This window comes from Pseudomonas sp. PA-7-1E, from assembly GCF_021605325.1.
GTDB classification, from domain to species: Bacteria; Pseudomonadota; Gammaproteobacteria; order Pseudomonadales; family Pseudomonadaceae; genus Aquipseudomonas; species Aquipseudomonas fluorescens_BV.
The window spans coordinates 68,551-90,508 of record NZ_WKFA01000020.1; the positions used below are offsets into that span (position 1 = coordinate 68,551).

A 21,958-nucleotide genomic window follows, 5' to 3' on the forward strand; every position below is an offset into this window, starting at 1 on the left:
GCGTCTTGTTACTTTCTAGGAAAAGTCCCACTTCGGCCCTGAGCCATCCTTCCCTCTGTGTATCATCCTGTCTCTTTTTTCCTCGCGACCTTTCTCGATTCGCTGAGAATCCCGGGCTATGTTTTTGAGCCAACTCAGCGGTCAATGGAGTGACAGCCTTATGCACGACACCCTCCAGCAGGTCTTTGGTTACCCACACTTTCGCTTGGGCCAGGAAGAGACGGTCAGCGCCGTGCTGGCTGGGCGATCTGCCGCCGCCATTTTCCCTACGGGCTCGGGCAAATCCTTGTGTTACCAGTTGTCGGCCGTGTTGCTGCCGCACCTGACGCTGGTGGTGTCGCCGTTGCTGGCGTTGATGCAGGACCAATTGGGTTTCCTGCAGCGTCATGGCATTTCGGCGGGCAGTATTGACTCGGCCCAGAGCCGTGATGAGGCCAATGATGTAATGGCCCGTGCGCGATCGGGCGAGCTCAAGATTCTGATGATTTCCGTGGAGCGTTTGAAGAACGAGCGTTTCCGTAATTTCCTGAACAGCGTGCAGATCTCGTTGCTGGTGGTAGACGAGGCGCACTGTATCTCCGAATGGGGCCACAACTTCCGCCCGGATTATTTGAAGCTGCCGGACTACCAGCGCCAGTTCAACATCCCTCAGGCGCTGTTGCTGACGGCCACGGCCACGCCCCAGGTGATCGCCGACATGCAGGCCAAGTTCTCCATTGCTGCCGAAGATGTAGTGACCACGGGCTTCTATCGCCCAAACCTCAACCTGCTGGTGGAACCGGTCAGCGGCCACGACAAACGCCGCAGGCTGGTGGAGTGGATGAAAGCGCGGGCCAACCAGCCGAGTATTGTCTACGTCACCTTGCAGAAAACCGCCGAACAGATTTCCGAGCATCTGAACCGCCACGGTATTCAGGCCGAGGCTTATCACGCGGGGCTGCCCCATGAAAAACGCGAAGGTATCCAGCAGCGTTTCATGGGCGGGCGTTCCAATTGCATTGTCGCAACTATCGCGTTTGGCATGGGCATCGACAAGAGTGACATCCGCAATGTCGTGCACTTCGACCTGCCCAAGTCAATCGAGAACTACAGCCAGGAAATCGGCCGCGCAGGGCGTGACGGGCAGCCGTCGGATTGCCTGGTGTTGGCCAACCGCGACAGCCTCAATGTGCTGGAAAACTTCGTGTACGGTGATACGCCGGAGCAGGACGGCATTTTGCGCGTACTGGAGGAATTGCAGGCCGCGCGTAGTGAAGGGCAGTGGGAGTTCCTGCTCAGGTCGCTGTCGGACCACAGCAATATTCGCGAGTTGCCGCTCAAGACGCTCCTGGTGCAGTTGGAGCTCAAGGGCGTGATCGCGCCGCGCTATGCGTTTTATGCGGAATACCGTTTCAAATACCTGATCGAACCCGAAGCCTTGCTGGCGCGTTTTTCCGGCGAGCGGCAGCAGTTTGTCGCGGCGATCATCCAGGTGTGCAAGCGCGCTAAAACCTGGGCGACGGTCGATTTCGATGCGCTTTATCAACAGCACAATGCCGAGCGTAGTCGGGTGGTGAAGGCACTGGATTATTTTCAGGAGCAGGGCCTGATCGAGCTCGAAAGCAAGCAGATGACTGAGGTCTACAGTTTGCTCGACACCCATTTCGACCCCCACGCGTTAAGCGCCGAGTTATACACAGGCTTCAAGCAGCATGAGGTGACGGAGGTCGCGCGGATTCACGCCATGCTCGACCTGTTCGCCACCGACCACTGCCTGGGGCAACGTCTGGCGCACTACTTTGGTGATGATAATGCGCCCCGGCGTTGCGGGCATTGTTCGGTATGCCACGGCCAGGTCGCCCATCTGCCGGCGCCGCCGAGCCTGCCGCCGCTTGTGGATAAAAACTTCATGGGGCTGTGCGGTGATTTTATCCACAGGCATCATGAGCACACGGGACACTTGCCGAATGCGGAGCGTTTGACGCGTTTCCTTGGCGGTATCAGCGTACCGTTGTTTACCAAGTTGAAGGCGCGAGGCATTCCCGGTTTTGCTGCGCTGGAAGACTACCCCTACGCCGAGGTGCGCGACTGGGCCCATGCTCAATTGGATCAACTTTGATGAGACTTGCCGATGCCTGACTCAACGCCTGTGCGCGACGATTACCGCCACTTCCAACCGATCACCACGCGTTGGCACGACAACGATGCCTACGGCCATGTGAATAACGTCACTTACTACAGCTTCTTCGATACAGCCGTTAATACCTACCTGATCGAACAGGGCGGGTTGGATATTCATGACGGTGAAGTGGTGGGGTTTGTGGTGAGTTCGGCCTGCGATTACTTCGCCTCGATCGCTTTTCCCGAGTGCATTGAGGTCGGTCTGCGGGTGGGCAAGCTGGGCAATAGCTCGGTGCAGTATGAGCTGGCGGTATTCAAGGCGGGCGAGCAGGAGGCGCGTGCGGCGGGGCGCTTTGTCCATGTGTTTGTGGACCGAGCCTCGAACCAGCCAGTGCCGATTCCGGGAATGTTGCGCGAAGCGATGCAGCGGCTGCTGGTTTGACGCACCTACAAGCAATACAGACCAAATGTGGGAGCCGGGCTTGCCCGCGATGGCGCAGTATCAGGCAGTACGTCTAAACCTGATTCACTGCTATCGCGGGCAAGCCCGGCTCCCACATCGGATGTGTTCGTCAGAGCGCGGGTTTATCAGTCGCGATAACGATGCTTGTTCTTGCGATGCCCATAGGCATGGCCGCGACCTGGGTGGCCATCGCGGTAGTAGCGACGATCGTCACGGTCGCGATCGCGGTAATGGCGGCTGTCGCGATCACTTTCGTTACCCATGTAGTTGCCTAGCGCGCCGCCCGCGCCACCGCCGGCTGCGGAGCCGATCAGTGCACCAGTGCTGCCGCCAACGCTGCGCCCTACGACGTTACCGCCGGCTGCGCCCAGTGCGCCACCAATGGCGGCTTCGCCACGGCTACGTTTGTCGGCGCCGACTGCACTACCGCCTGCGCCGCCCAGGGCCGCGCCAATGGTCGAACCGGTGTTGCCGCCCAGCTGCTGGCCGACAACGGAACCTAGTACCCCACCCAATGCGCCGCCTACACCGGCTTCGGTGGTGCCGCCTGCCATGGCTGCGCCACTGACCAGGCCAAGGGACAACAAGAGAATCGAGGAGAACTTCATTCAGGGAAACCTCAAGGGATGACGGCGCGATCCTGAGGTTGTATCGAGGCGCTGACAATCGAAATCCGACCGGCGGCAGAGGTTGTATACAATTTGCTAAGTTGCTGTTTTGTATGGGGAACTTAAGTCGTTTTTACGGGTCTTTAGCTACTTCGGAACGGCCGTTTTTATGCAAAAGCGGCCTTTTTTTGTGCCTGCAGAATGTGCGGTGCTTGTGCTGGTCTCTTCGCGGGCAAGCCCGCTCCCACATTCGATCGGTCCACACAGTCTCAATGGTGAACCCATCCCAGTGTGGGAGCGGGCTTGCCCGCGAAAGCGGTAGTTCAAGAAACACATATCTCGGATCAAGTCAGGCCGAGCGCGCCATGATCAACCCATTGTCACTCGCCGCTTCCAAGCGAATCGCAACAAACTTGGACGTTGGCGTATGGCTACCATCGCCAGTGCTTTCCAACGGCACCAACGGGTTCACTTCGGGGTAGTAAGCCGCCGCCTGCCCCGCCGGAATATCAAATGCCAGCAGCGTAAAGCCCTTCACGCGGCGCTCACGACCGTCTTCCCACAGAGACACGATGTCTGCCTTCTGCCCCGGCTTGAAGCCCAGGCGGATGATGTCGGCTTCGTTGACGAACAGCACGTCACGCTGGCCTTTGACCCCGCGATAACGGTCGTCCAGGCCGTAGATGGTGGTGTTGTACTGATCATGGGAGCGCATTGACTGCATGATCAGGTCCGGCACTCGGCCCGTGGCGTGGGTGCGCTCGTGGATCAGGTCTTTGGGCAAGATGTTCGGGCGGAAGTTGGCGCGACCTGACGGAGTGTTCCAGCGCCGTGTGCCGGCGGAGTTACCCAGATAGAAACCGCCTGGATGCTTGATCTTCTCGTTGAAGTCCTTGAAGCCTGGGATGGTGTCGGCGATCAGGTCGCGGATGCGCCTGTAGTCGGCCACCAGCCAGTTCCAATCCACGGGCTTGCTGCCCAGGGTGGCGGCAGCAATGCCCGCCAGGATCGCCGGCTCGGACTTCATCAGTTTCGACAGCGGTTGCAGCTGGCCGTTGGAGCCGTGGACCATGCTGAACGAGTCTTCCACCGTCACCGCTTGCGGGCCGTCGGCCTGGATGTCGATGTCGGTGCGGCCCAGGCACGGCAGGATCAACGCATCTTTACCGTGCATCAGGTGGCTGCGGTTGAGCTTGGTGCTGATCTGCACGGTCAGGTCGCAATTTCGCAGCGCTTCAAAGGTACGCGTGCTGTCTGGCGTGGCTTGGGCAAAGTTGCCGCCCAGGCCGATAAAGACTTTGGAGCGGCCTTCAAGCATGGCGTGAATCGCTTCCACCACGTTATGGCCATTGTCGCGAGGCACCTGGAACTGGAAACGACGCTCCAGCGCGTCCAGAAACGCCACCGGTGGGCGTTCGTTGATGCCCATGGTGCGGTCGCCCTGTACGTTACTGTGGCCACGCACCGGGCACAGCCCGGCACCTGGGCGGCCGATATTGCCGCGCAGCAGCATCAGGTTGGCGATTTCCTGGATAGTCGGCACCGAGTGGCGGTGCTGGGTAATCCCCATTGCCCAGCACATGATTACATTCTTGCCTCTGGCGTACATGCGTGCCGCTTGCTCGATCTCCACCAGGGTCAGGCCGGACTGCTCGACGATCTCCTCCCACGAGGTGTCGTCGATCTGACCCAGGTATTCCAGGACGTTGGCAGTGTGCTCATTGAGGAAGTCGTGGTCGAACACCGCTTCCTTGCCTTCGGCCAGGGCTTGGCGTTCCCACAGCAGCAGGAACTTGGCCATGCCACGCAAGATAGCCATATCGCCACCCAGCGCCGGGCGGAAGTAGGCGGTGTTGGTCGGCTTGTCGCCGTTGGTGAGCATTTCCAGCGGATGTTGCGGGTGCTGGAAGCGCTCCAGGCCGCGCTCTTTCAGCGGGTTGATACACACCACCTGAGCGCCGCGTTTCACCGCTTCGCGCAGCGGCTCGAGCATGCGTGGGTGGTTGGTGCCGGGGTTCTGGCCCCAGACGAAAATGGCATCGGCATGTTCGAAGTCATCAAAGGTTACGGTACCTTTGCCCACGCCGACACTCTGCGCCAGGGCTACGCCGCTGGCTTCGTGGCACATGTTCGAGCAGTCCGGGAAGTTGTTGGTGCCAAAGGCGCGTACGAACAACTGGTACAGGTAGGCGGCTTCGTTGCTGGCGCGGCCCGAGGTGTAGAACTCGGCCATGTTCGGGCTGGGCAGCGCGTTGAGGTGCTTGCCGATCAGATCGAACGCTGCATCCCAACTGATGGGCAGGTAGCGATCGCTCTCGGCGTCATAGCGCATTGGCTCCGTCAGGCGGCCCTGATACTCCAGCCAGTAGTCGCTTTGCTCCAGCAACGCCGTGACGCTGTGCTTGGCGAAGAAGGCCGCATCGACGCGGCGCTTGGTGGCTTCCCAGTTGACCGCCTTGGCGCCGTTTTCGCAGAACTTGACCATGCCGCTTTCCGGCGAGTCGCCCCAGGCGCAGCCCGGGCAGTCGAAGCCGCCGTTCTGATTGGTCTTGAGCATCATGCGCAGGTTTTTCAGGGCGTTGTCACTGGTCAGCCAGGCTTGCGCCACACTGATCAGAGCGCCCCAGCCACCGGCTGGGCCTTTATAGGGCTTGTAGCGTGGTGTTGGGGTCTGGTCGGCTTGGTGGTGAAGGCTCATGGCTGGTGCTCCATCGCAGGGCTATAGACCCGTGGCGCGCTTTTTTGCGGCAGGTGGATAAGGTTGAGGTTGTGCCGGCGCGCCCATTGCAAGGCCAGGCCGGTGGGCGACGACAGGCTGACCAGGGTCTGGATACCCGCGCGCAAGACTTTCTGAATCAATTCGAGGCTGCAGCGGCTGGTAACAATCGCCAGGCCGCCGTCGGTCGGAATCTTTTGGCGGATCAACGCGCCAATCAATTTATCCAGGGCGTTATGCCGGCCGATGTCTTCGCGACCCATCAGCAATTCCCCCTGGCTGTTCATAAACACCGCCGCATGCACGGCGCCGCTGTGCTGGCCCAGGGGTTGGAATGCGCTGATACGCTGGCGCAGGCCGTCGAGCCACTGCGCCGGCGGCAAGGGCGCGCCGGGCAGTACCTGGAGGTCGGGCAATGCTTGCTCTACCGCTTCCACGCCACACAGGCCGCAGCCGCTGGTGCCCGCCAATTGGCGGCGTTGCTGCTTGAGGTTCCAGAACGCACGGCTGGACACCTGTACCTGGGCGTACTGGGCTGCGCCCGAACCGCTGATTTTCAGGTCATAAATATCGTTAACGTCGGTGATAATGCCGCTGCCGAGGCTGAAACCTACAATGAAGTCTTCCAGGTCCGTAGGCGTCACCAGCATCACCGCCTGGCTGATATCGTTGTAGGCAATCGCCAACGCCACCTCTTCGGCCAGCGCACTGCTGGCGAATTCAGTGTGTTCAAGATTGCAATAGTGATAGCTCTGGCTGGCGACGGGCGCGGTCGATTCGAGAGCGGGCGCCGCGCAGTGAGGGCGCTTGGCGTTCATGGGGCAGTACCACCGGCGGATTGATCAGTGATTAGACTAGGCGCGACAAAGGGTCGCGTCTAATCGCCTGTATTGATCTATTGATAGAGGGCGTCGATCAAGGTTCACCCGCGTTTTAGTCGGGCTTATTCCAGGCAGGGGTGATTGCGATACTTTTGAGTCTTTAGCCAGTCTGGAACCCAAGTCGGCAGGACTGGTCTAGTCTTGGGCATCTGGAAATTAAATCCCAAGGAGAGCGCACCATGAGTATTTTTAGCTTTATCAAAGAAGCCGGCGAAAAGATTGTCGACCTGTTGACGCCGGGTAATGCGAACGCCAGTGAGCAGTTGAAGGAGCATGTGAGCAAGGTGGGCCTGGGTAATCCAAACGTGCAAACCACGGTGGATGGCGACAAGGTCACAGTGACCGGTGAAGTGGCCACGCAGGAAGAGAAAGAAAAGATCCTGTTGGCGCTGGGCAACATTGCCGGCGTGGCAAGTGTGGATGACCAGATTACTGTCAGTGGTCCAGTCGTGGTGGCTTCACGCTTTGTTGTTGTGAAAAGCGGTGACACTCTCAGCGCAATCTCTAAAACGGTCTATGGCGACGCGAATAAGTACAACAAGATTTTCGAGGCTAACAAGCCACTGTTGTCGCACCCGGACAAGATCTACCCGGGCCAGACACTGCGCATCCCTGAGTAATACGCAGGATAAAATGAGCAAGCTCGCCCTTTTGTAGGAGCGAGCTTGCTCGCGAAAAACTCACAGGCACCGCGTTTATCCAGGAAGCACGCGTTATCGTTGACGTTTTTCGCGAGCAAGCTCGCTCCTACATAAGCCCGGCGATGAGTTCTCGATAATCCCCGACGGCCGCAAATTCTGCGGTGTCCTTTGAGCCTTTTTTGCTATCAGGTTCTTTCACTGCCAGTAAATGTCCCACGCCGAAATCCCGGGCACTGCGCAGGATCGGCAAAGTGTCATCTATAAACAGGCTACGGGCCGGGTCAAAGTGGATATCCGCTTGTAAGGCCTCCCAGAATTGCGGGTTTTCCTTGGGGAAACCGTAGTCGTGAGAGCTGATCAATCGCTCGAAATACGGCGCCAGTTCAATGCGCTCCAACTTCAATGACAGCGAATCACGATGAGCGTTGGTGATCATGATCACGCGCTTGCCGGCCTGTTTGATCGCCGCCAGGAAGGTATCGGCATCCGGACGCAGGGCAATCAGGTGGGCGGTTTCCAACTTGAGTTCGCGCACCGGGATCTTGAGCTCGGCGCTCCAGAAATCCAGGCAATACCATTGCAACTGTCCGGCGTTACGCTCGAACAGTGGCTGCAACTCCATCTCGGCCATGGCTCGGCTTACGCCGTGCAGTTCGGCATAGCGTTGCGGCAGGTGTTCCATCCAGAAGTGGTTGTCGTAATGCAGGTCGAGCAGGGTGCCGTCCATGTCCAGCAGGACGGTGTCGATGGCGTGCCAGGGCAGAGAGGGCATGGTGGGGTCTCATGTAAGTAAAAATATCCGACACAGACAATCGGAAAAGCCACGGTATAGTAACCCGATCACGCCAAGGAGCCGTTTATGCGCCAGAAACCCACTGTCCTCGCCCGCGAAATAGTCGCCAGTAGCCGTTTGTTCCGCGTGGAGGAAGTGCAATTACGCTTTTCCAATGGCGTTGAGCGGACCTATGAGCGTCTTGTCGGGCGTGGCACGGGCTACGGCGCTGTGATGATTGTGGCGATGATCGATGAAGATCATGCAGTGCTGGTGGAAGAATACTGCGGCGGCACTGACGAATATGAATTGTCGTTGCCCAAAGGCCTGATCGAGCCCGGCGAAGACGTGCTTGCAGCGGCAGACCGCGAACTCAAGGAAGAGGCCGGCTACGGTGCACGGCAGTTGGAGCACATCACCGAGCTGTCATTGTCGCCCGGCTATATGAGCCAGAAGATCCAGGTGGTGTTGGCTACCGATCTCTACGAAGAGCGTCTTGAAGGTGATGAGCCCGAACCAATGCGGGTAGACCGGGTCAACCTGCGTGAGCTGTCGGCGCTGGCGCAAAACGAGCAGTTCAGCGAAGGTCGCGCCCTGGCTGCGCTGTATCTGGTAAGAGACCTGTTGACCCAGCGTGGAGCGTTCACCGCATGAGCGAACTGTTTTTAGGCCACCCGTTTATCGCACCGGTCATTGAATTGGCTCGGCAGGCGGGTGAAGCCATCCTGCCGTACTGGCGTGCCGAGGTAGCCGTGACGTCCAAAGCGGATGATTCTCCCGTGACGGCTGCCGACCTGGCTGCCCACCATCTCATTCTCGCAGGCCTCACCGCGCTGGACCCAAGCATTCCAGTGCTGTCTGAAGAGGACGCCGATATCGATCAGAGCGTGCGTGCCGGCTGGCAGCGCTGGTGGTTGGTGGACCCTCTGGATGGCACCAAGGAATTCATTTCTGGGAGTGAAGAGTTCACCGTCAATATTGCATTGATCGAACAGGGCCGCGTGGTGTTCGGCGTGGTGTCGATACCGACCACTGGCCGTTGCTACTTCGGCGGCGCGGGCCTGGGGGCTTGGCGGTCGGACGTCAATGCAGCGCCCAAGCAGATTCAAGTACGCCAGGCCCCGGCCTCGGGTGAGGCCTTTACGGTGGTGGCCAGCCGTCGTCATACCAGCCCTGAGCAGGAGCGCCTGCTCAATGGCCTCAGTGAAGGCTTGGGCGAGTTGAAACTGGCGAATATCGGCAGCTCCTTGAAGTTTTGCTTATTAGCCGAGGGCAGTGCCGATTGTTATCCGCGCCTGGCGCCGACCTCGCAGTGGGATACCGCAGCGGCCCAGGGTGTATTGGAAGGAGCTGGGGGTGAAGTATTGGAGTTGAATGGCAAACCGTTCAGTTACCCGGCGCGGGAGTCGTTGCTGAACCCGTTCTTTCTGGCGTTGCCGGCCAAGGCGGCGTGGCGTGAGCGGCTGTTGACCCTGGCCAGATCTTAAGGCCACTGCAGAGCAAAATGTGGGAGCGGGCTTTCCCGCGATGGCGGAGTGTCAGTCATACAGGTATTGGCTGATCCACCGCTATCGCAGGCAAGCCCGCTCCCACAGTTGTTTTGTGTCATGGCTGCTAGCGATGCAGGACGTATTGGCCGGTAAAGACGACGGCACGCTCTGCACTGCCTTCATTCACAATCCACGTCTCCAGCGCCAACCGCGCCCGCCCATAGCGCTGGTAGGTCGCCACAAAGCGTTTCCAGATCTTTTCATCCGGCGCCGCGCAAATGGCTGTCGCGTCCTGGGTCACCGGCAGCGGGTAGCTGATCTGACCTTCCTGAATCACGATGTGCCCGTCTTCAATCCCGGCTTCACGCAGCTTCAGGTGCAGCCAACCCCAACCCGCCAGCACCGCGCCGCAGTAGAGGCTGCCGCCGAACATGGTGCTCTTGTGGTTGATATTGGCTTGCAAGGGCAGGTGCAGTTGCAGTTGGTCGTGTTGCCAGTCGAGCACCCTGAGGCCCATTTCCCGGGTGAGTGGGATGTCGTGGTGAAGGATGGATTCCAGGTAACGGCTATCACGGCTCATGGCGGCCTCTTTGTAGGTGGACGATGTCATTCGTCATCGGCGCTCTGGCCGGCACTGTCGGCGAAGTTCAGGCCGTGTTTGCGCAGTTTGTCGTGCAAGGTTTTGCGCGGTACGCCCAGGGCTTCGGCGAGGCTGCGCACAGAGCTGTGGGGGCGGGTCAGTTCGGCGGCGATCAGGCTTTTTTCGAACTGTTCGACTTGCTCGCTCAGGCCTCCGGGCGTGGAGGTCAGCACGCCGGCGGCGGGGTGGTCCTGGGTGTTATCCAGAGCCAATTCCAGGCCGAGGGCGAAACGCTCCGCGGCGTTTTGCAGTTCCCGCACATTGCCTGGCCAGCTGTGGCGCAGCAACAGTGCGCGCTGGCCCGGTTGCAGTTCGTGCAAGGGCAGGCCGTGGCGGCTGCTGGCCTCGTCTGCGAAGTGCTGGAACAGCATCAGCGCATCTTCACCCCGTTCCCGTAGCGGGGGAATGCGCAGCGGCGCCACATTGAGGCGGTAATACAAGTCGGCACGGAAACGGCTCTGGTCGGCGGCCTGGCGCAGGTCTTCCTTGGTGGCGGCGATAATGCGGATATCCAGCGGGATCAACTGATTGCCACCCAGGCGTTCCACGACGCGCTCCTGTAAAAGGCGCAGCAACTTGACCTGTACATCCAGGCTCATGCTTTCAATTTCATCCAGAAACAGCGTGCCGCCATTGGCAAACTCGAACTTGCCGATGCGGCGCTTTTGCGCGCCGGTAAACGCGCCGGGTTCATGACCGAACAGTTCGCTTTCCACCACCGATTCCGCCAGTGCTCCGGCATTGATCGCCACAAACGGGCCGCTGCGTCGGCTTGAGAGGTCGTGCAGGGCGCGGGCGACGACCTCCTTGCCTGCCCCGGTTTCGCCGAGGATCAGCACATCGGCCTTGGTCGCGGCCAGTGCACCGATTTGCTCGCGCAGGCGCAACATCTGTGGCGAGTGCCCTACCAGGCGCGTACTGAGTTGCTGGCGGTCGCTGAGAGCCAGGCGCAGGCTGCGGTTGTCCAGCACCAGCCGGCGCAGGGCCAGGGCACGGCGCACGCTGTCGAGCAGCGCGTCGCTGGCGAAGGGTTTTTCCAGGAAGTCATAGGCGCCGGCACGCATGGCTTGCACCGCCAGCGGTACGTCGCCGTGGCCGGTGATCAGCAGCACCGGCAGGTCGGGGTCCTGGCCGTGCAGTTCAGCCAGCAGTTCCAGGCCGTCCATGCCGGGCATGCGAATGTCGCTGACTACCACGCCCGGCCAGTCGCGGGACAGGCGTGCGGTGAGCCCGTTGGCTTCTCCCAGGGGCAGGACTTTCAGGCCGGCCAGGTCCAGGGTCTGGCACAGGGCCTGACGCAGGTGTGGATCGTCGTCGATCAATACCACCTGAATCGAGTTGTCGATACTCATACACTGCGGTCCTCGGACGGTTGCAGACTGACGCCCGGCGAGCCGGCGCGCAATTTCAAGGTTAACAGCGCGCCGCCCTCCTTGTGGTTGGCGAACAACAGTTCGCCGCCGAAGGCGCGCATCAGGGTGTCGCAGATCGCCAGGCCCAGGCCAAGGCCCTGGGTGCGCGTCTTGGTGGTGTAGAACGGCTCGCTGGCGCGGCCCAGGGCTTCCATGCAAAAGCCCGGGCCATTGTCGCGAATGTACAGGTTGACGCCCTGGGGCGTGGTTTCGGCACTCAGCCAGAGTCTGCGTGGCGGGCCTTTTTCGGTGAGGGCGTCCAGAGCATTGGCCAGCAAGTTACCCAGCACCTGGCGCAGACGGGTTTCACCGGCCTGCACCCACAAGGTCGCCTCTGGCAAGTCGCGAATCAACTCCACCTCCATCGAACGCCGACGCTTGGCCAGTAATGCCAGGGCGTCATCCAGTGCCGGTTGCAGGGCCACGCTCTCCGGCGCGTGACGGTCACGGCGGGCGAAGGCACGCAAGTGGGCGATGATCGAGGCCATGCGCCCGGTCAATTCACTGATCAGCTTGAGGTTGCCGCGGGCATCGTTGGTGCGCTCATGGTCGAGCAGGATCTCGGCGTTTTCGGCATAGCTGCGAATCGCCGCCAGTGGCTGATTCAATTCATGGCTGATACTCGCCGACATGGTGCCCAGCGCCGAGAGTTTACCGGCCTGGACCAGATCATCCTGGGCGCGCACCAGTTCTTGCTGGGCATGCTCGCGCTCCAGCACTTCCTGTTTAAGGCGCCGGTTAAGGCCCTCCAGGTCGCTGGTACGCTCGGCCACGCGCATTTCCAACTCGCGGCGGGCCTTGGCTTCGAAGGCGATGCGTTCCAGATAGTGCCGGCGGCGCTGCATCAGCAACCCCAGCAACAGCATCAGCACCAACAACGTGGCACCGCCCACGGCGACGACCGTGCGCACCGGGCGGTTGATCAGCGAGCGCGGCGCGAGGATTTCCACGTTCCAGCCGGTCTCGGCGATAGCCGTGGACTGGCGCAGCCAAGCGCTGCTGCTGAGGCTCAACGGCTGCGGGTCGCGGGTGGGGTAGGGCTGGATAGCAATGATGGCCTGGCGTTCTTCGGCGGTCAGTGGCCGCGTGGCGCGGAATCGCCATTGCGGTCGCGAAGTGAGGATCACCACGCCGTTGTGGTCGGTGACCAGCAATTGTTCCGGGGTATTGCCCCACAGGCTTTCGGTGTGGTCCAGGTCGACCTTCACCACCAGCACGCCGATGATGGTATCGCCGTCACGCACCGCGGCGGCGAAGAAGTAGCCGCGCTTGGCCGAGGTGGTGCCCAGGCCGAAGAACCGTCCGAGGCGCCCGGCCATGGCTTCGCTGAAATACGGACGGAAGGAAAAGTTGCGCCCCACAAAGCTGTCTTGCTTGTCCCAGTTGGAAGCGGCGAGGGTCTTGCCGGTGGTGTCCATCAGATACATCACCTCTACCCCGGCCTGGGCGGCGACGTCCTTGAGCAACTGGTTGGCATTGACCAGGTGGGTGCTGACGTGGGGCGCGCCCAATGCAGTGCGCAGGGCCGGTAAGTCCCCGAGGATCTGCGGCAGTATTTCGTAGCGGTGCAGGGTGCCCAGCAAGTTGGCGACGTAGAGGTCGAGGGTCTGGCGGTTTTGCCCGGCCAGCTCGCTGCGGTAATAGCGCTCGGCCAAATGCTCCAGCGGCCACAACAGCGGTGCCAGGCACAGAGCCAGCAGGGCGAGGCTGCGCCAGCGGGGTCTTCGCGGAAGGGGTGGGGTCATGGAAGTCGCGCCTGTGGGTACAGGCGCATTATGCCTAGTGCTGCTGTGCAAGACACTCGTGCAATGCGTCTTGCCACTGTGGCTGGCTGACGTGCCATTGCTGTTGCAGGCGGGTGCAGTCCAGGCGCGAGTTCAGCGGGCGCTTGGCGGGGGTCGGGTAGGCGCTGGAAGGGATCGGCTCCAGCTCGGCGCAGGCCTTGCCCTCGGCGCGCAGTTGCTCGCCAATGGCTTGGGCAAAGCCGAACCATGAAGTCTCACCCTGGGCAGTGAGGTGGTAAACACCCCAATCCCCTGCCTTACCGGCCTGCCACTGCTCGATCAGCACGCGGGTGCTGTTGGCGATAGTCCCGGCCCAGGTCGGCGCACCGATCTGGTCGGCCACGATGCGCATCTGCGGTTTTTCCTGCAGGAGGCGCTGCATGGTCAGCAGGAAGTTCTTGCCGCGGCTGGAATAGACCCAACTGGTGCGCAAGATCAGGTACTCGCCGCCTGCAGCCGCAATCGCCTGCTCGCCCGCCAGCTTGCTCTGGCCGTAGACACCCAATGGGTTCGGCGTGTCGCTTTCGGTGTACGGGGCAGGTTTGGTGCCGTCGAACACGTAGTCGGTCGAGTAGTGAATCAGCGGGATACCCAACGCCTTGGCCTCTTCGGCGAGGATTCCGGGGGCGATGGCATTGATGGCGAACGCAGCGTCCGGCTCGCTCTCGGCCAGATCGACGGCGGTGTGGGCCGCCGCGTTGATGATCAGGTCAGGGCGATGGGTGCGTACTTGCTGGCGGATAAGGTCTGCGTTTGCCAGGTCAAGCTGGTCGCGGCCCAGGACGAGGAGTTCGCCCAGGCCCTTGAGCCGCTGTTGCAGCTCCTGGGAGACTTGGCCGTGTTGGCCGGTGATGAGGATTTTCATGGGAACAAGTCAGCTTCCATCAGCAGTTTGCCGACCTGATCCTTGGCGGAGAGTTGCGGCGGTTCGGCCAGCTCCCAGTCGATGGCCAGCGTCGGATCATTCCAGAGAATGCTGCGCTCGGCGCTTGGCTGGTAGTAGTCGGTGGTTTTGTACAGGAACTCTGCGTACTCACTCAACACCACGAAACCATGGGCGAAGCCTTCTGGCACCCAGAGTTGGCGATGGTTCTGTGCCGACAAGCGGACACCCACCCACTGGCCAAAGTTGGGTGAGCTGCGACGGATGTCGACCGCCACATCCAACACTTCACCGTAGGTGACACGCACCAGCTTGCCTTGAGTGTGTTCAAGCTGATAGTGCAAACCTCGCAGCACGCCTTTTTGCGAGCGTGAGTGATTGTCCTGCACGAAATTACGCTTGAGCCCGGTGGCCATTTCAAAGGCGCGCGCATTGAAACTTTCGTAGAAGAAACCGCGTTCGTCGCCGAATACCTTTGGCTCGAGGATCAGTACGCCGGGTAGTGTGGTTTCAACTACATTCACTGGGTCTCTCCGGCAAGCGAGTAGAGGTATTGGCCGTAGCCGGTCTTGCCAAAGTACTTGGCGCGCTCCAGCAGATAATCACGATCGATCCAGCCATTTTCATAGGCGATCTCTTCCAGGCATGCCACTTTCAAACCCTGGCGGTGCTCGATGGTCTGAACGTAGGTCGAGGCTTCCAGCAGGCTGTCATGGGTGCCGGTGTCGAGCCAGGCGAACCCACGGCCGAAGCGTTCAACGTGAAGATCGCCACGCTGAAGGTAGGCATTGTTGACGTCGGTGATCTCCAGCTCGCCACGTGGCGAAGGCTTGACCGCCTTGGCGATCTTGATCACGTCGTTGTCGTAGAAGTACAGGCCGGTCACGGCATACGGTGACTTGGGCTTTGCCGGTTTTTCTTCGATGGAAAGGGCGCGGCCCTCTTTATCGAAATCAATCACACCGAAGCGCTCCGGGTCTTTCACCCAATAGCCGAAAACAGTAGCGCCCGAGGAGCGCTCGGCTGCGGTGCGTAACTGATCGCCAAAATGCTGGCCGTGGAAGATGTTGTCCCCCAGAATCAGGCACACCGCGTCATCACCGATGAACTCTTCGCCAATGATAAATGCTTGAGCCAGCCCGTCCGGGGAAGGCTGTTCGGCATACGTGAAACGCACGCCAAACTGGCTGCCGTCTCCCAGCAGGTTTCGGTACTGCGGTAGGTCTACCGGAGTGGAGATCACCAGAATGTCCTTGATGCCTGCGAGCATCAGCACGGATATCGGGTAGTAGATCATCGGCTTGTCATACACCGGCAACAGCTGTTTGGACACTCCCAACGTAATGGGGTGTAGGCGAGTGCCGGAGCCGCCAGCCAATACAATTCCCTTCATCATGCGATTAGATCCTTCAAGTCGGTGTTGCCCAATCGTTCTCCCTGATAACTGCCGTCCTGGACCCTGCTGCACCATTCCAGATTATCGAGGTACCACTGTACGGTTTTGCGCAGGCCGGTCTCGAAGGTTTCTTCCGGGACCCAGCCCAGTTCGCGTTCGATCTTGCTGGCGTCGATGGCGTAGCGTTGGTCGTGGCCTGGGCGATCCTTGACGAAGGTGATCAGGTCAGTGAATTTCTCCACACCGGCTGGGCGTTGCGGCGCCAGTTCTTCCAGCAGGGCGCAGATGCCACGTACCACGTCGATGTTCTTCTGTTCGTTGTGGCCGCCGATATTGTAGGTTTCGCCCACAACCCCAGTGGTGACCACTGTGAGCAGCGCACGGGCATGATCCTCGACGAACAGCCAGTCACGCACCTGCAGACCATCGCCATACACCGGCAGTGGCTTGCCCGCCAGGGCGTTGAGAATCACCAGCGGGATCAATTTTTCGGGGAAATGGAACGGCCCGTAATTGTTCGAGCAGTTGGTCAACAGCACCGGCAGGCCATAGGTGCGCTGCCAGGCGCGTACCAGGTGGTCGGACGCTGCCTTGCTCGCGGAATACGGCGAGCTCGGTGCGTAAGGCGTGGTCTCGGTGAAGAGGTCGTCCACGCCGTGCAGGTCGCCATACACCTCATCAGTGGAGATGTGGTGGAAACGGAATGCGCTTTTTGCCGGCTCTGCCAGCTTCTGCCAATAGGCTCGCGTGGCTTCCAGCAGGCTGTAGGTGCCAACGATGTTGGTCTGGATAAAATCCGACGGGCCGTCAATGGAGCGGTCGACATGGGACTCGGCCGCCAAGTGCATGATCGCATCGGGTTCGAAGCGTGCGAGCAAGGCGCTGACGGTGGCCTGGTCGATGATATCGGCCTGGACAAACTCATAGCGGCTGTTGGACGCGATGCTGGTCAGCGACTCGAGGTTGCCGGCGTAAGTCAGCTTGTCCAGGTTGAGCACCTCGTGCTCGGTGTGCTGGATCAGGTGGCGGATCAGGGCTGAGCCGATAAAGCCAGCGCCGCCAGTAACGAGAATGCGCATATCGGAGGGCCCTTTCCTTAGATAGACATTATGCGGATGAAGCATAGCTTGAGTGGTGCGAGCCGGGTGGTGCAAGCGCTGTATTACTAGGGGGTTGCCTTGTGCCCCTGAACAATGGCGATATAGACGCCTGAAAAAACAAAGGTCGTCACAATGTCGTTAGCCACGTTGACCCACCGTGCCAGCTTGCCTTGCCCACAAGTAACCCCCGAGCAAGCAGCATGCCTGCTCGAGCGGCACTATGGAATGGCGGGCAAATTACACTCATTGGGCAGTCAGCAAGACCTCAACTATAGAATTGACAGCACGCGGGGCCGCTTCGTTTTGAAAATCTGCCGGGGCGACTACGCCGCGGTTGAACTCCAGGCCCAGCACGCAGCGCTCAGCAGCTTGGGCGCGCATGCCGGCCTGCGTGTGCCCAAGGTCATCCAGACCTTGGCGGGTGAGGAGTTGCTGACGGTCAACGTCGATGGCCAAACCCTGCACCTGCGGCTACTGGACTACATCGACGGCCAGCCCCTGACGCATTTACCCCACCTGAGCCGCACCGTGATCGAAGGCTTTGGTGAGCTGTGCGGGCAGATGAGCCTCGCGCTGGCGGATTTCGAGCACCCAGGCCTTGCGCGCACCCTGCAATGGGACCCGCGCCACGCGCAAGCATTGATCACCCACCTGCTGGCAACCTTGCCCGACCTGCCGCAGCGTGCTGCTTTGGAGCAGGCAGCCAGGCAGGTCGAGGCGCATGTCCAGCCGTTGGCGGCACACCTGCCTTGGCAAGCGGTGCACATGGACATCACCGACGACAACGTGATGTGGCAGCGTGATGCCCAGCGGCACTGGCGTATACAAGGCGTGATCGATTTCGGCGATCTGGTGCACACCTGGCGAATTGCCGATCTGTCGGTGACCTGCGCGGCGCTGTTGCACCATGCCGACGGTGATCCATTTGCTCTCTTGCCGGCGATCCAGGCCTGCCACGCGGTCACGCCGTTGCAGCGCGAAGAGCTGGAGGTGTTGTGGCCGTTGATCGTCGCTCGCGCGGCGGTGTTGGTGCTCAGCAGTGAGCAGCAGCAACGCCTGGACCCGGACAACGTTTATCTAAAGAAAAACGCCGAACACGAGTGGGAAATCTTCCATATCGCCACGTCGGTGCCCTTCGAACTCATGCAAGCGGCTATTCTGCGCAGCGTCGGCAAAACATTACCGCCCGTCGCCAACCAAGACTTCGCGCCTTTATTGCCAGGCTTGGTGGGCCGCGAGTTTGCGCTGATCGACCTGGGCGTACTCAGCCCGCATTTCGAGGCTGGCAATTGGGAGACTCCCGGCATCGATCGGCGCTTGCTGGATCAAGCGGCGACGGTGCATGGGCTGGCGGCCAGTCGTTATGGGCAATACCGCTTGTCGCGCACCCGCCCCGACAGTGCGCTAGAGCCCGAGACGTTCCCCCTGCATGTCGAACTGCATCTGCCCCACGGCACAGTGTTGGAAGCACCCTTTGCGGGAATGCTGCGTGAAGGTACCGACGGCTTGCTGTGTTTGCACGACAGCGGCCTGAGCCTGCGCTTGTGGGGCGTGCGCACATCACTCAAGCCGGGCGCAACCTTGGTCAAAGGGCAGGTGCTGGGCGAGGTTCATGCGCCGTTGACTGTGCAGTTGTGCCGCGCCGACCTTGAGCCTCCGCTGTTCTGCACACCTTCCCGAGCGTTGGCGTGGCAGGCGTTGTGCCCGTCACCCGCAGCTCTATTGGGCCTGGCCTGTGATGCGGAGCCGGAACTGGACCCAGAAGCCCTGCTGGCCCGGCGTGATGCCAGCTTTGCCCGCTCCCAGAAGCACTACTACGCCGACCCACCGCGTATCGAGCGCGGCTGGCGTAACCACCTGATCGATATGCAGGGCCGATCGTACCTCGACATGCTCAACAACGTGGCCGTGCTGGGCCATGGCCACCCGCGCATGGCTGAAGTGGCGGCTCGGCAGTGGTCGTTGCTCAACACCAACTCGCGGTTTCACTACGCGGCGGTTGCCGAGTTCTCCGAGCGCCTGCTGGCGTTGGCGCCGGAGGGCATGGACCGGGTGTTCCTGGTCAACAGCGGCACCGAGGCCAATGACCTGGCGATTCGTTTGGCCTGGGCCTACAGCGGCGGGCGCGACATGCTCAGTGTGCTGGAGGCCTATCACGGCTGGTCGGTGGCGGCGGATGCCGTGTCCACGTCGATTGCCGATAACCCCCAGGCCTTGAGCAGCCGCCCGGATTGGGTACACCCGGTGACCGCGCCCAATACCTACCGCGGTGAATTCCGCGGGCCGGACAGCGCGCCGGACTATGTACGAAGCGTGGAGCATAACCTGGCGAAAATCGCCGCGAGCCAGCGTCAATTAGCCGGGTTCATCTGTGAGCCGGTGTACGGCAATGCCGGCGGCATCTCCCTGCCACCGGGTTACCTGCAACAGGTGTATGGCCTGGTCCGTGCCCAGGGAGGCGTGTGCATCGCCGATGAAGTGCAGGTGGGTTACGGCCGCATGGGGCATTTCTTCTGGGGGTTTGAACAGCAAGGTGTGGTGCCTGACATCATCACCATGGCCAAAGGCATGGGCAACGGCCAGCCGTTGGGTGCAGTGATCACCCGCCGAGAAATTGCCGAGGCGCTGGAAGCCGAGGGTTACTTCTTCTCCTCATCAGGAGGCAGTCCGGTCAGTTGCCGGATCGGCATGGCGGTGCTGGATGTGATGGAAGAGGAAAAGCTGTGGGAAAACGCCCAACTGGTAGGTGGGCATTTCAAGGCACGGTTGGAGGAATTGATCGATCGCCATCCGCTCGTCGGTGCCGTGCACGGTTCGGGCTTCTATCTGGGCCTTGAACTGGTGCGCGATCGCCAGACCCTCGAACCTGCGACTGCAGAAACCGCCTTGTTGTGTGACCGGCTGCGGGAACTGGGGATTTTCATGCAGCCTACCGGTGATTATCTGAATATCCTCAAAATCAAGCCGCCGATGGTGACGTCCAGACGCAGTGTGGACTTCTTTGTGGACATGCTGTCGAAAGTGCTGGATGAGCAACTGTGATTTATCGATTGTTATCGGCTATTTTTTGCAGACGCGAGCACCTATCATGTTTTTAGTCTGTTAAAGCCGATTTTTATCCATTATAAAGTTGCCCTTCACCCCATTCGGAGCCCTGATCGCCATGACCACCTTGCACAGCACACCTCGCGCCGATGGCTTTCACATGCCTGCCGAATGGGCGCCCCAGACCCAGACCTGGATGATCTGGCCCGAGCGCCCAGACAACTGGCGCCTGGGCGGTAAGCCTGCGCAGGCGGCCCATGTGGCGGTGGCCAAGGCCATCGCACGTTTTGAGCCGGTGACCGTCGCGGTCTCCGCCAGCCAGTACGAAAACGCCCGTGCCCGCCTGGACGTACCCAATATCCGCCTGGTGGAAATGTCCAATGACGACGCGTGGGTTCGCGACACTGGCCCCACTTTCGTTATCAACGGCAGTGGAGAAGTACGGGGTGTGAACTGGGACTTCAACGCCTGGGGTGGTTTTGACGGCGGCCTGTATGCACCGTGGAACCGCGATTCCCAGGTGGGAGGCAAGATCCTCGAGATGGAGCGCGCACCGCGTTACCGCACTGAAGGCTTTGTGCTTGAAGGCGGTTCGATTCATGTCGACGGCGAAGGCACCCTGATCACCACCGAAGAATGCCTGTTGAACCGCAACCGCAACCCGCACTTTGATCGTGCGGCCATTGAGGCGGTACTCAGCGATAACCTGGCGGTAGACAAGATCATCTGGTTGCCGGATGGGTTGTTCAACGACGAAACCGACGGCCATGTGGATAACTTCTGCTGCTACGTGCGCCCGGGCGAAGTGCTGTTGGCCTGGACCAATGACCCGCAAGACCCGAACTACCCACGCTGCCACGCAGCCATGGACGTGCTGCAAAGCAGCACCGATGCCCAGGGCCGCTCGTTCATCGTGCATAAAATGCCGATCCCGGGTCCGCTGTATGCCACTGAGGAGGAATGCGCCGGGGTAGACCTGGTTGACGGTAGCCAGGAGCGTAATCCGACCGTGCGGTTGGCCGGTTCCTACGTCAACTTCCTGATCGTCAATGGCGGCATCATCGCGCCGAGTTTCGATGACCCGTTGGACGATCAGGCCAAGCAAATCCTGCAGAACCTGTTCCCACAACATGAAGTGGTGATGGTGCCGGGCCGCGAATTGTTACTGGGTGGGGGCAATATCCATTGCCTGACCCAACAGCAGCCAGCTCCGCAGCGAAAGTGAGTGCAGTTGTAACAGCGCCTTGATGGCGCACGAGCACCGCGCGTTTGCAGTGTTCCCCGCAAGCCCGCGACCCAGCCCGGTCGCGGGCTTTTTCATGCCTGCATGCTGGTGAACAGGGCACATTGGCATAGCTCTTGTATCGCTGTGGTTACAGTGGCCCAAGGGGGATGACCGTGCAGTTCTGTCACAAACCTTGAGTAAGTTAGCCGCTCACGCAGCAGGAGAGAGCGCTGAAATGAATGCCGATGTCCACCTGATGAACACGCGTACGTTCCACCCTTTGCGGGTCGACGCAGACGCCATCCATGCGTTGGCCCTTTGGTTGAAGGCGAACGGCTCGCGACAGGCCAGACAAGCGTCTGACTTGCGCAGTGTGATGAGTGAGCGCTACCCGTTGGGGTTGTTCACGGAGGATGAAGTGCAGGCGTTGTGCGAGTTGATGAGCAACTAAAGAACACACCTGAAACCGACTGTGGGAGCTGGCTTGCCTGCGATGGCGGTGGTTCAGTTGAAGATTGGGGGACTGGCACACCGCTATCGCGGGCAAGCCCGCTTCCACAGGGATCTGCGCCAGGCGCTGATTTTTTGGACAATATCTAACCAGTGTGGGAGCTGGCTTGCCTGCGATGGCGGTGGCTCAGTTGAAGATTGGGGACTGGCACACCGCTTTCGCGGGCAAGCCCGCTTGTATGCTAGGACTTGAAGGGAGGAGAAGGGACAAAGCCCGATTCTGACTGTTGACGCAGTACAGACCGTGGGAGATTTCGCCCCTCCTCCTTTCACCCAAGCGCCGATAAAGAAT

The 21,958-nt window shown here is 60.4% G+C and carries 19 protein-coding genes; 8 read left to right on the forward strand and 11 right to left on the reverse strand.

Going from position 1 to position 21,958, the window contains the following annotated elements; all coding sequences use genetic code 11:
- Positions 1 to 160: 160 nt before the first annotated feature.
- Positions 161 to 2,098, forward strand: a complete 1,938-nt coding sequence (locus GIW79_RS15290) for a RecQ family ATP-dependent DNA helicase (RefSeq protein WP_236454701.1) — start codon at positions 161 to 163, stop codon at positions 2,096 to 2,098.
- 12 nt (positions 2,099 to 2,110) lie between these two features.
- Positions 2,111 to 2,542 carry an acyl-CoA thioesterase gene (locus GIW79_RS15295; protein ID WP_054920254.1) on the forward strand — a complete coding sequence of 144 codons (432 nt, stop codon included), beginning with the start codon at positions 2,111 to 2,113 and terminating at the stop codon, positions 2,540 to 2,542.
- 146 nt (positions 2,543 to 2,688) lie between these two features.
- Here GIW79_RS15295 and GIW79_RS15300 read toward each other — a convergent pair whose 3' ends face one another.
- From GIW79_RS15300 to fdhD, 3 genes are all read right to left on the reverse strand, one after another.
- Complete coding sequence (locus GIW79_RS15300; RefSeq protein ID WP_034125502.1) at positions 2,689 to 3,171, reverse strand: glycine zipper domain-containing protein; 483 nt, start codon at positions 3,169 to 3,171, stop codon at positions 2,689 to 2,691.
- A 349-nt stretch (positions 3,172 to 3,520) separates the two neighbouring features.
- Complete coding sequence (locus GIW79_RS15305) at positions 3,521 to 5,869, reverse strand: FdhF/YdeP family oxidoreductase (protein ID WP_236454703.1); 2,349 nt, start codon at positions 5,867 to 5,869, stop codon at positions 3,521 to 3,523.
- Complete coding sequence (fdhD, locus tag GIW79_RS15310) at positions 5,866 to 6,705, reverse strand: formate dehydrogenase accessory sulfurtransferase FdhD (protein ID WP_236454706.1); 840 nt, start codon at positions 6,703 to 6,705, stop codon at positions 5,866 to 5,868. Before fdhD ends, GIW79_RS15305 begins: the two co-directional genes overlap by 4 nt.
- Before the next feature lie 242 nt (positions 6,706 to 6,947).
- Here fdhD and lysM point away from each other — a divergent pair, with 242 nt between their 5' ends.
- On the forward strand, positions 6,948 to 7,388 hold the full coding sequence (gene lysM / locus GIW79_RS15315; RefSeq protein ID WP_032894105.1) for a peptidoglycan-binding protein LysM: 441 nt from the start codon (positions 6,948 to 6,950) through the stop codon (positions 7,386 to 7,388).
- Positions 7,389 to 7,515: 127 nt separating this feature from the next.
- Here the strand turns inward: lysM and yrfG are convergent, their stop codons facing one another.
- On the reverse strand, positions 7,516 to 8,181 hold the full coding sequence (gene yrfG, locus GIW79_RS15320; RefSeq protein WP_034125505.1) for a GMP/IMP nucleotidase: 666 nt from the start codon (positions 8,179 to 8,181) through the stop codon (positions 7,516 to 7,518).
- 87 nt (positions 8,182 to 8,268) lie between these two features.
- Between yrfG and nudE the strand changes: the two genes are divergently transcribed.
- The gene (gene nudE, locus GIW79_RS15325) at positions 8,269 to 8,835 is read left to right on the forward strand and encodes an ADP compounds hydrolase NudE (RefSeq protein WP_014716485.1); all 567 of its coding nucleotides are present in this window, start codon (positions 8,269 to 8,271) and stop codon (positions 8,833 to 8,835) included.
- Entirely contained in the window at positions 8,832 to 9,668 is an 837-nt protein-coding gene (gene cysQ, locus GIW79_RS15330; protein WP_034125507.1) for a 3'(2'),5'-bisphosphate nucleotidase CysQ, read from the forward strand. Before nudE ends, cysQ begins: the two co-directional genes overlap by 4 nt.
- Positions 9,669 to 9,795: 127 nt before the next feature.
- Here the strand turns inward: cysQ and GIW79_RS15335 are convergent, their stop codons facing one another.
- Genes GIW79_RS15335 through rfbB form a run of 7 tightly spaced genes read right to left on the reverse strand, consistent with a single transcriptional unit; the run spans position 9,796 to position 16,865 of the window.
- Positions 9,796 to 10,251, reverse strand: coding sequence for a thioesterase domain-containing protein (locus GIW79_RS15335; protein ID WP_034125508.1), 456 nt, complete (start codon positions 10,249 to 10,251; stop codon positions 9,796 to 9,798).
- A gap of 26 nt (positions 10,252 to 10,277) precedes the next feature.
- The gene (locus tag GIW79_RS15340) at positions 10,278 to 11,663 is read right to left on the reverse strand and encodes a sigma-54-dependent transcriptional regulator (protein ID WP_236454708.1); all 1,386 of its coding nucleotides are present in this window, start codon (positions 11,661 to 11,663) and stop codon (positions 10,278 to 10,280) included.
- Complete coding sequence (locus tag GIW79_RS15345) at positions 11,660 to 13,468, reverse strand: sensor histidine kinase (protein WP_034125510.1); 1,809 nt, start codon at positions 13,466 to 13,468, stop codon at positions 11,660 to 11,662. The genes GIW79_RS15340 and GIW79_RS15345 overlap by 4 nt, the downstream gene beginning before the upstream one ends.
- Positions 13,469 to 13,502: 34 nt before the next feature.
- On the reverse strand, positions 13,503 to 14,372 hold the full coding sequence (gene rfbD, locus GIW79_RS15350; RefSeq protein WP_236454717.1) for a dTDP-4-dehydrorhamnose reductase: 870 nt from the start codon (positions 14,370 to 14,372) through the stop codon (positions 13,503 to 13,505).
- Positions 14,369 to 14,914: a dTDP-4-dehydrorhamnose 3,5-epimerase gene (rfbC, locus tag GIW79_RS15355; protein ID WP_034125512.1), complete on the reverse strand. Its 546-nt coding sequence runs from the start codon at positions 14,912 to 14,914 to the stop codon at positions 14,369 to 14,371. Before rfbC ends, rfbD begins: the two co-directional genes overlap by 4 nt.
- Complete coding sequence (gene rfbA / locus GIW79_RS15360) at positions 14,911 to 15,786, reverse strand: glucose-1-phosphate thymidylyltransferase RfbA (RefSeq protein WP_003187717.1); 876 nt, start codon at positions 15,784 to 15,786, stop codon at positions 14,911 to 14,913. The genes rfbC and rfbA overlap by 4 nt, the downstream gene beginning before the upstream one ends.
- Complete coding sequence (gene rfbB / locus GIW79_RS15365; RefSeq protein WP_054896641.1) at positions 15,783 to 16,865, reverse strand: dTDP-glucose 4,6-dehydratase; 1,083 nt, start codon at positions 16,863 to 16,865, stop codon at positions 15,783 to 15,785. Before rfbB ends, rfbA begins: the two co-directional genes overlap by 4 nt.
- Before the next feature lie 153 nt (positions 16,866 to 17,018).
- Here rfbB and GIW79_RS15370 point away from each other — a divergent pair, with 153 nt between their 5' ends.
- The 3 genes from GIW79_RS15370 to GIW79_RS15380 all read left to right on the forward strand — a co-directional run bounded on the left by GIW79_RS15370 (position 17,019) and on the right by GIW79_RS15380 (position 21,607).
- Entirely contained in the window at positions 17,019 to 19,928 is a 2,910-nt protein-coding gene (locus tag GIW79_RS15370) for an aminotransferase (protein WP_236454721.1), read from the forward strand.
- Between the two features lie 121 nt (positions 19,929 to 20,049).
- On the forward strand, positions 20,050 to 21,156 hold the full coding sequence (gene aguA / locus GIW79_RS15375) for an agmatine deiminase (protein ID WP_057975367.1): 1,107 nt from the start codon (positions 20,050 to 20,052) through the stop codon (positions 21,154 to 21,156).
- Between the two features lie 235 nt (positions 21,157 to 21,391).
- A complete protein-coding gene (locus GIW79_RS15380) occupies positions 21,392 to 21,607 on the forward strand; it encodes a hypothetical protein (RefSeq protein ID WP_236454726.1) in 216 nt (71 codons plus the stop codon).
- The last annotated feature ends 351 nt before the right edge of the window (positions 21,608 to 21,958 follow it).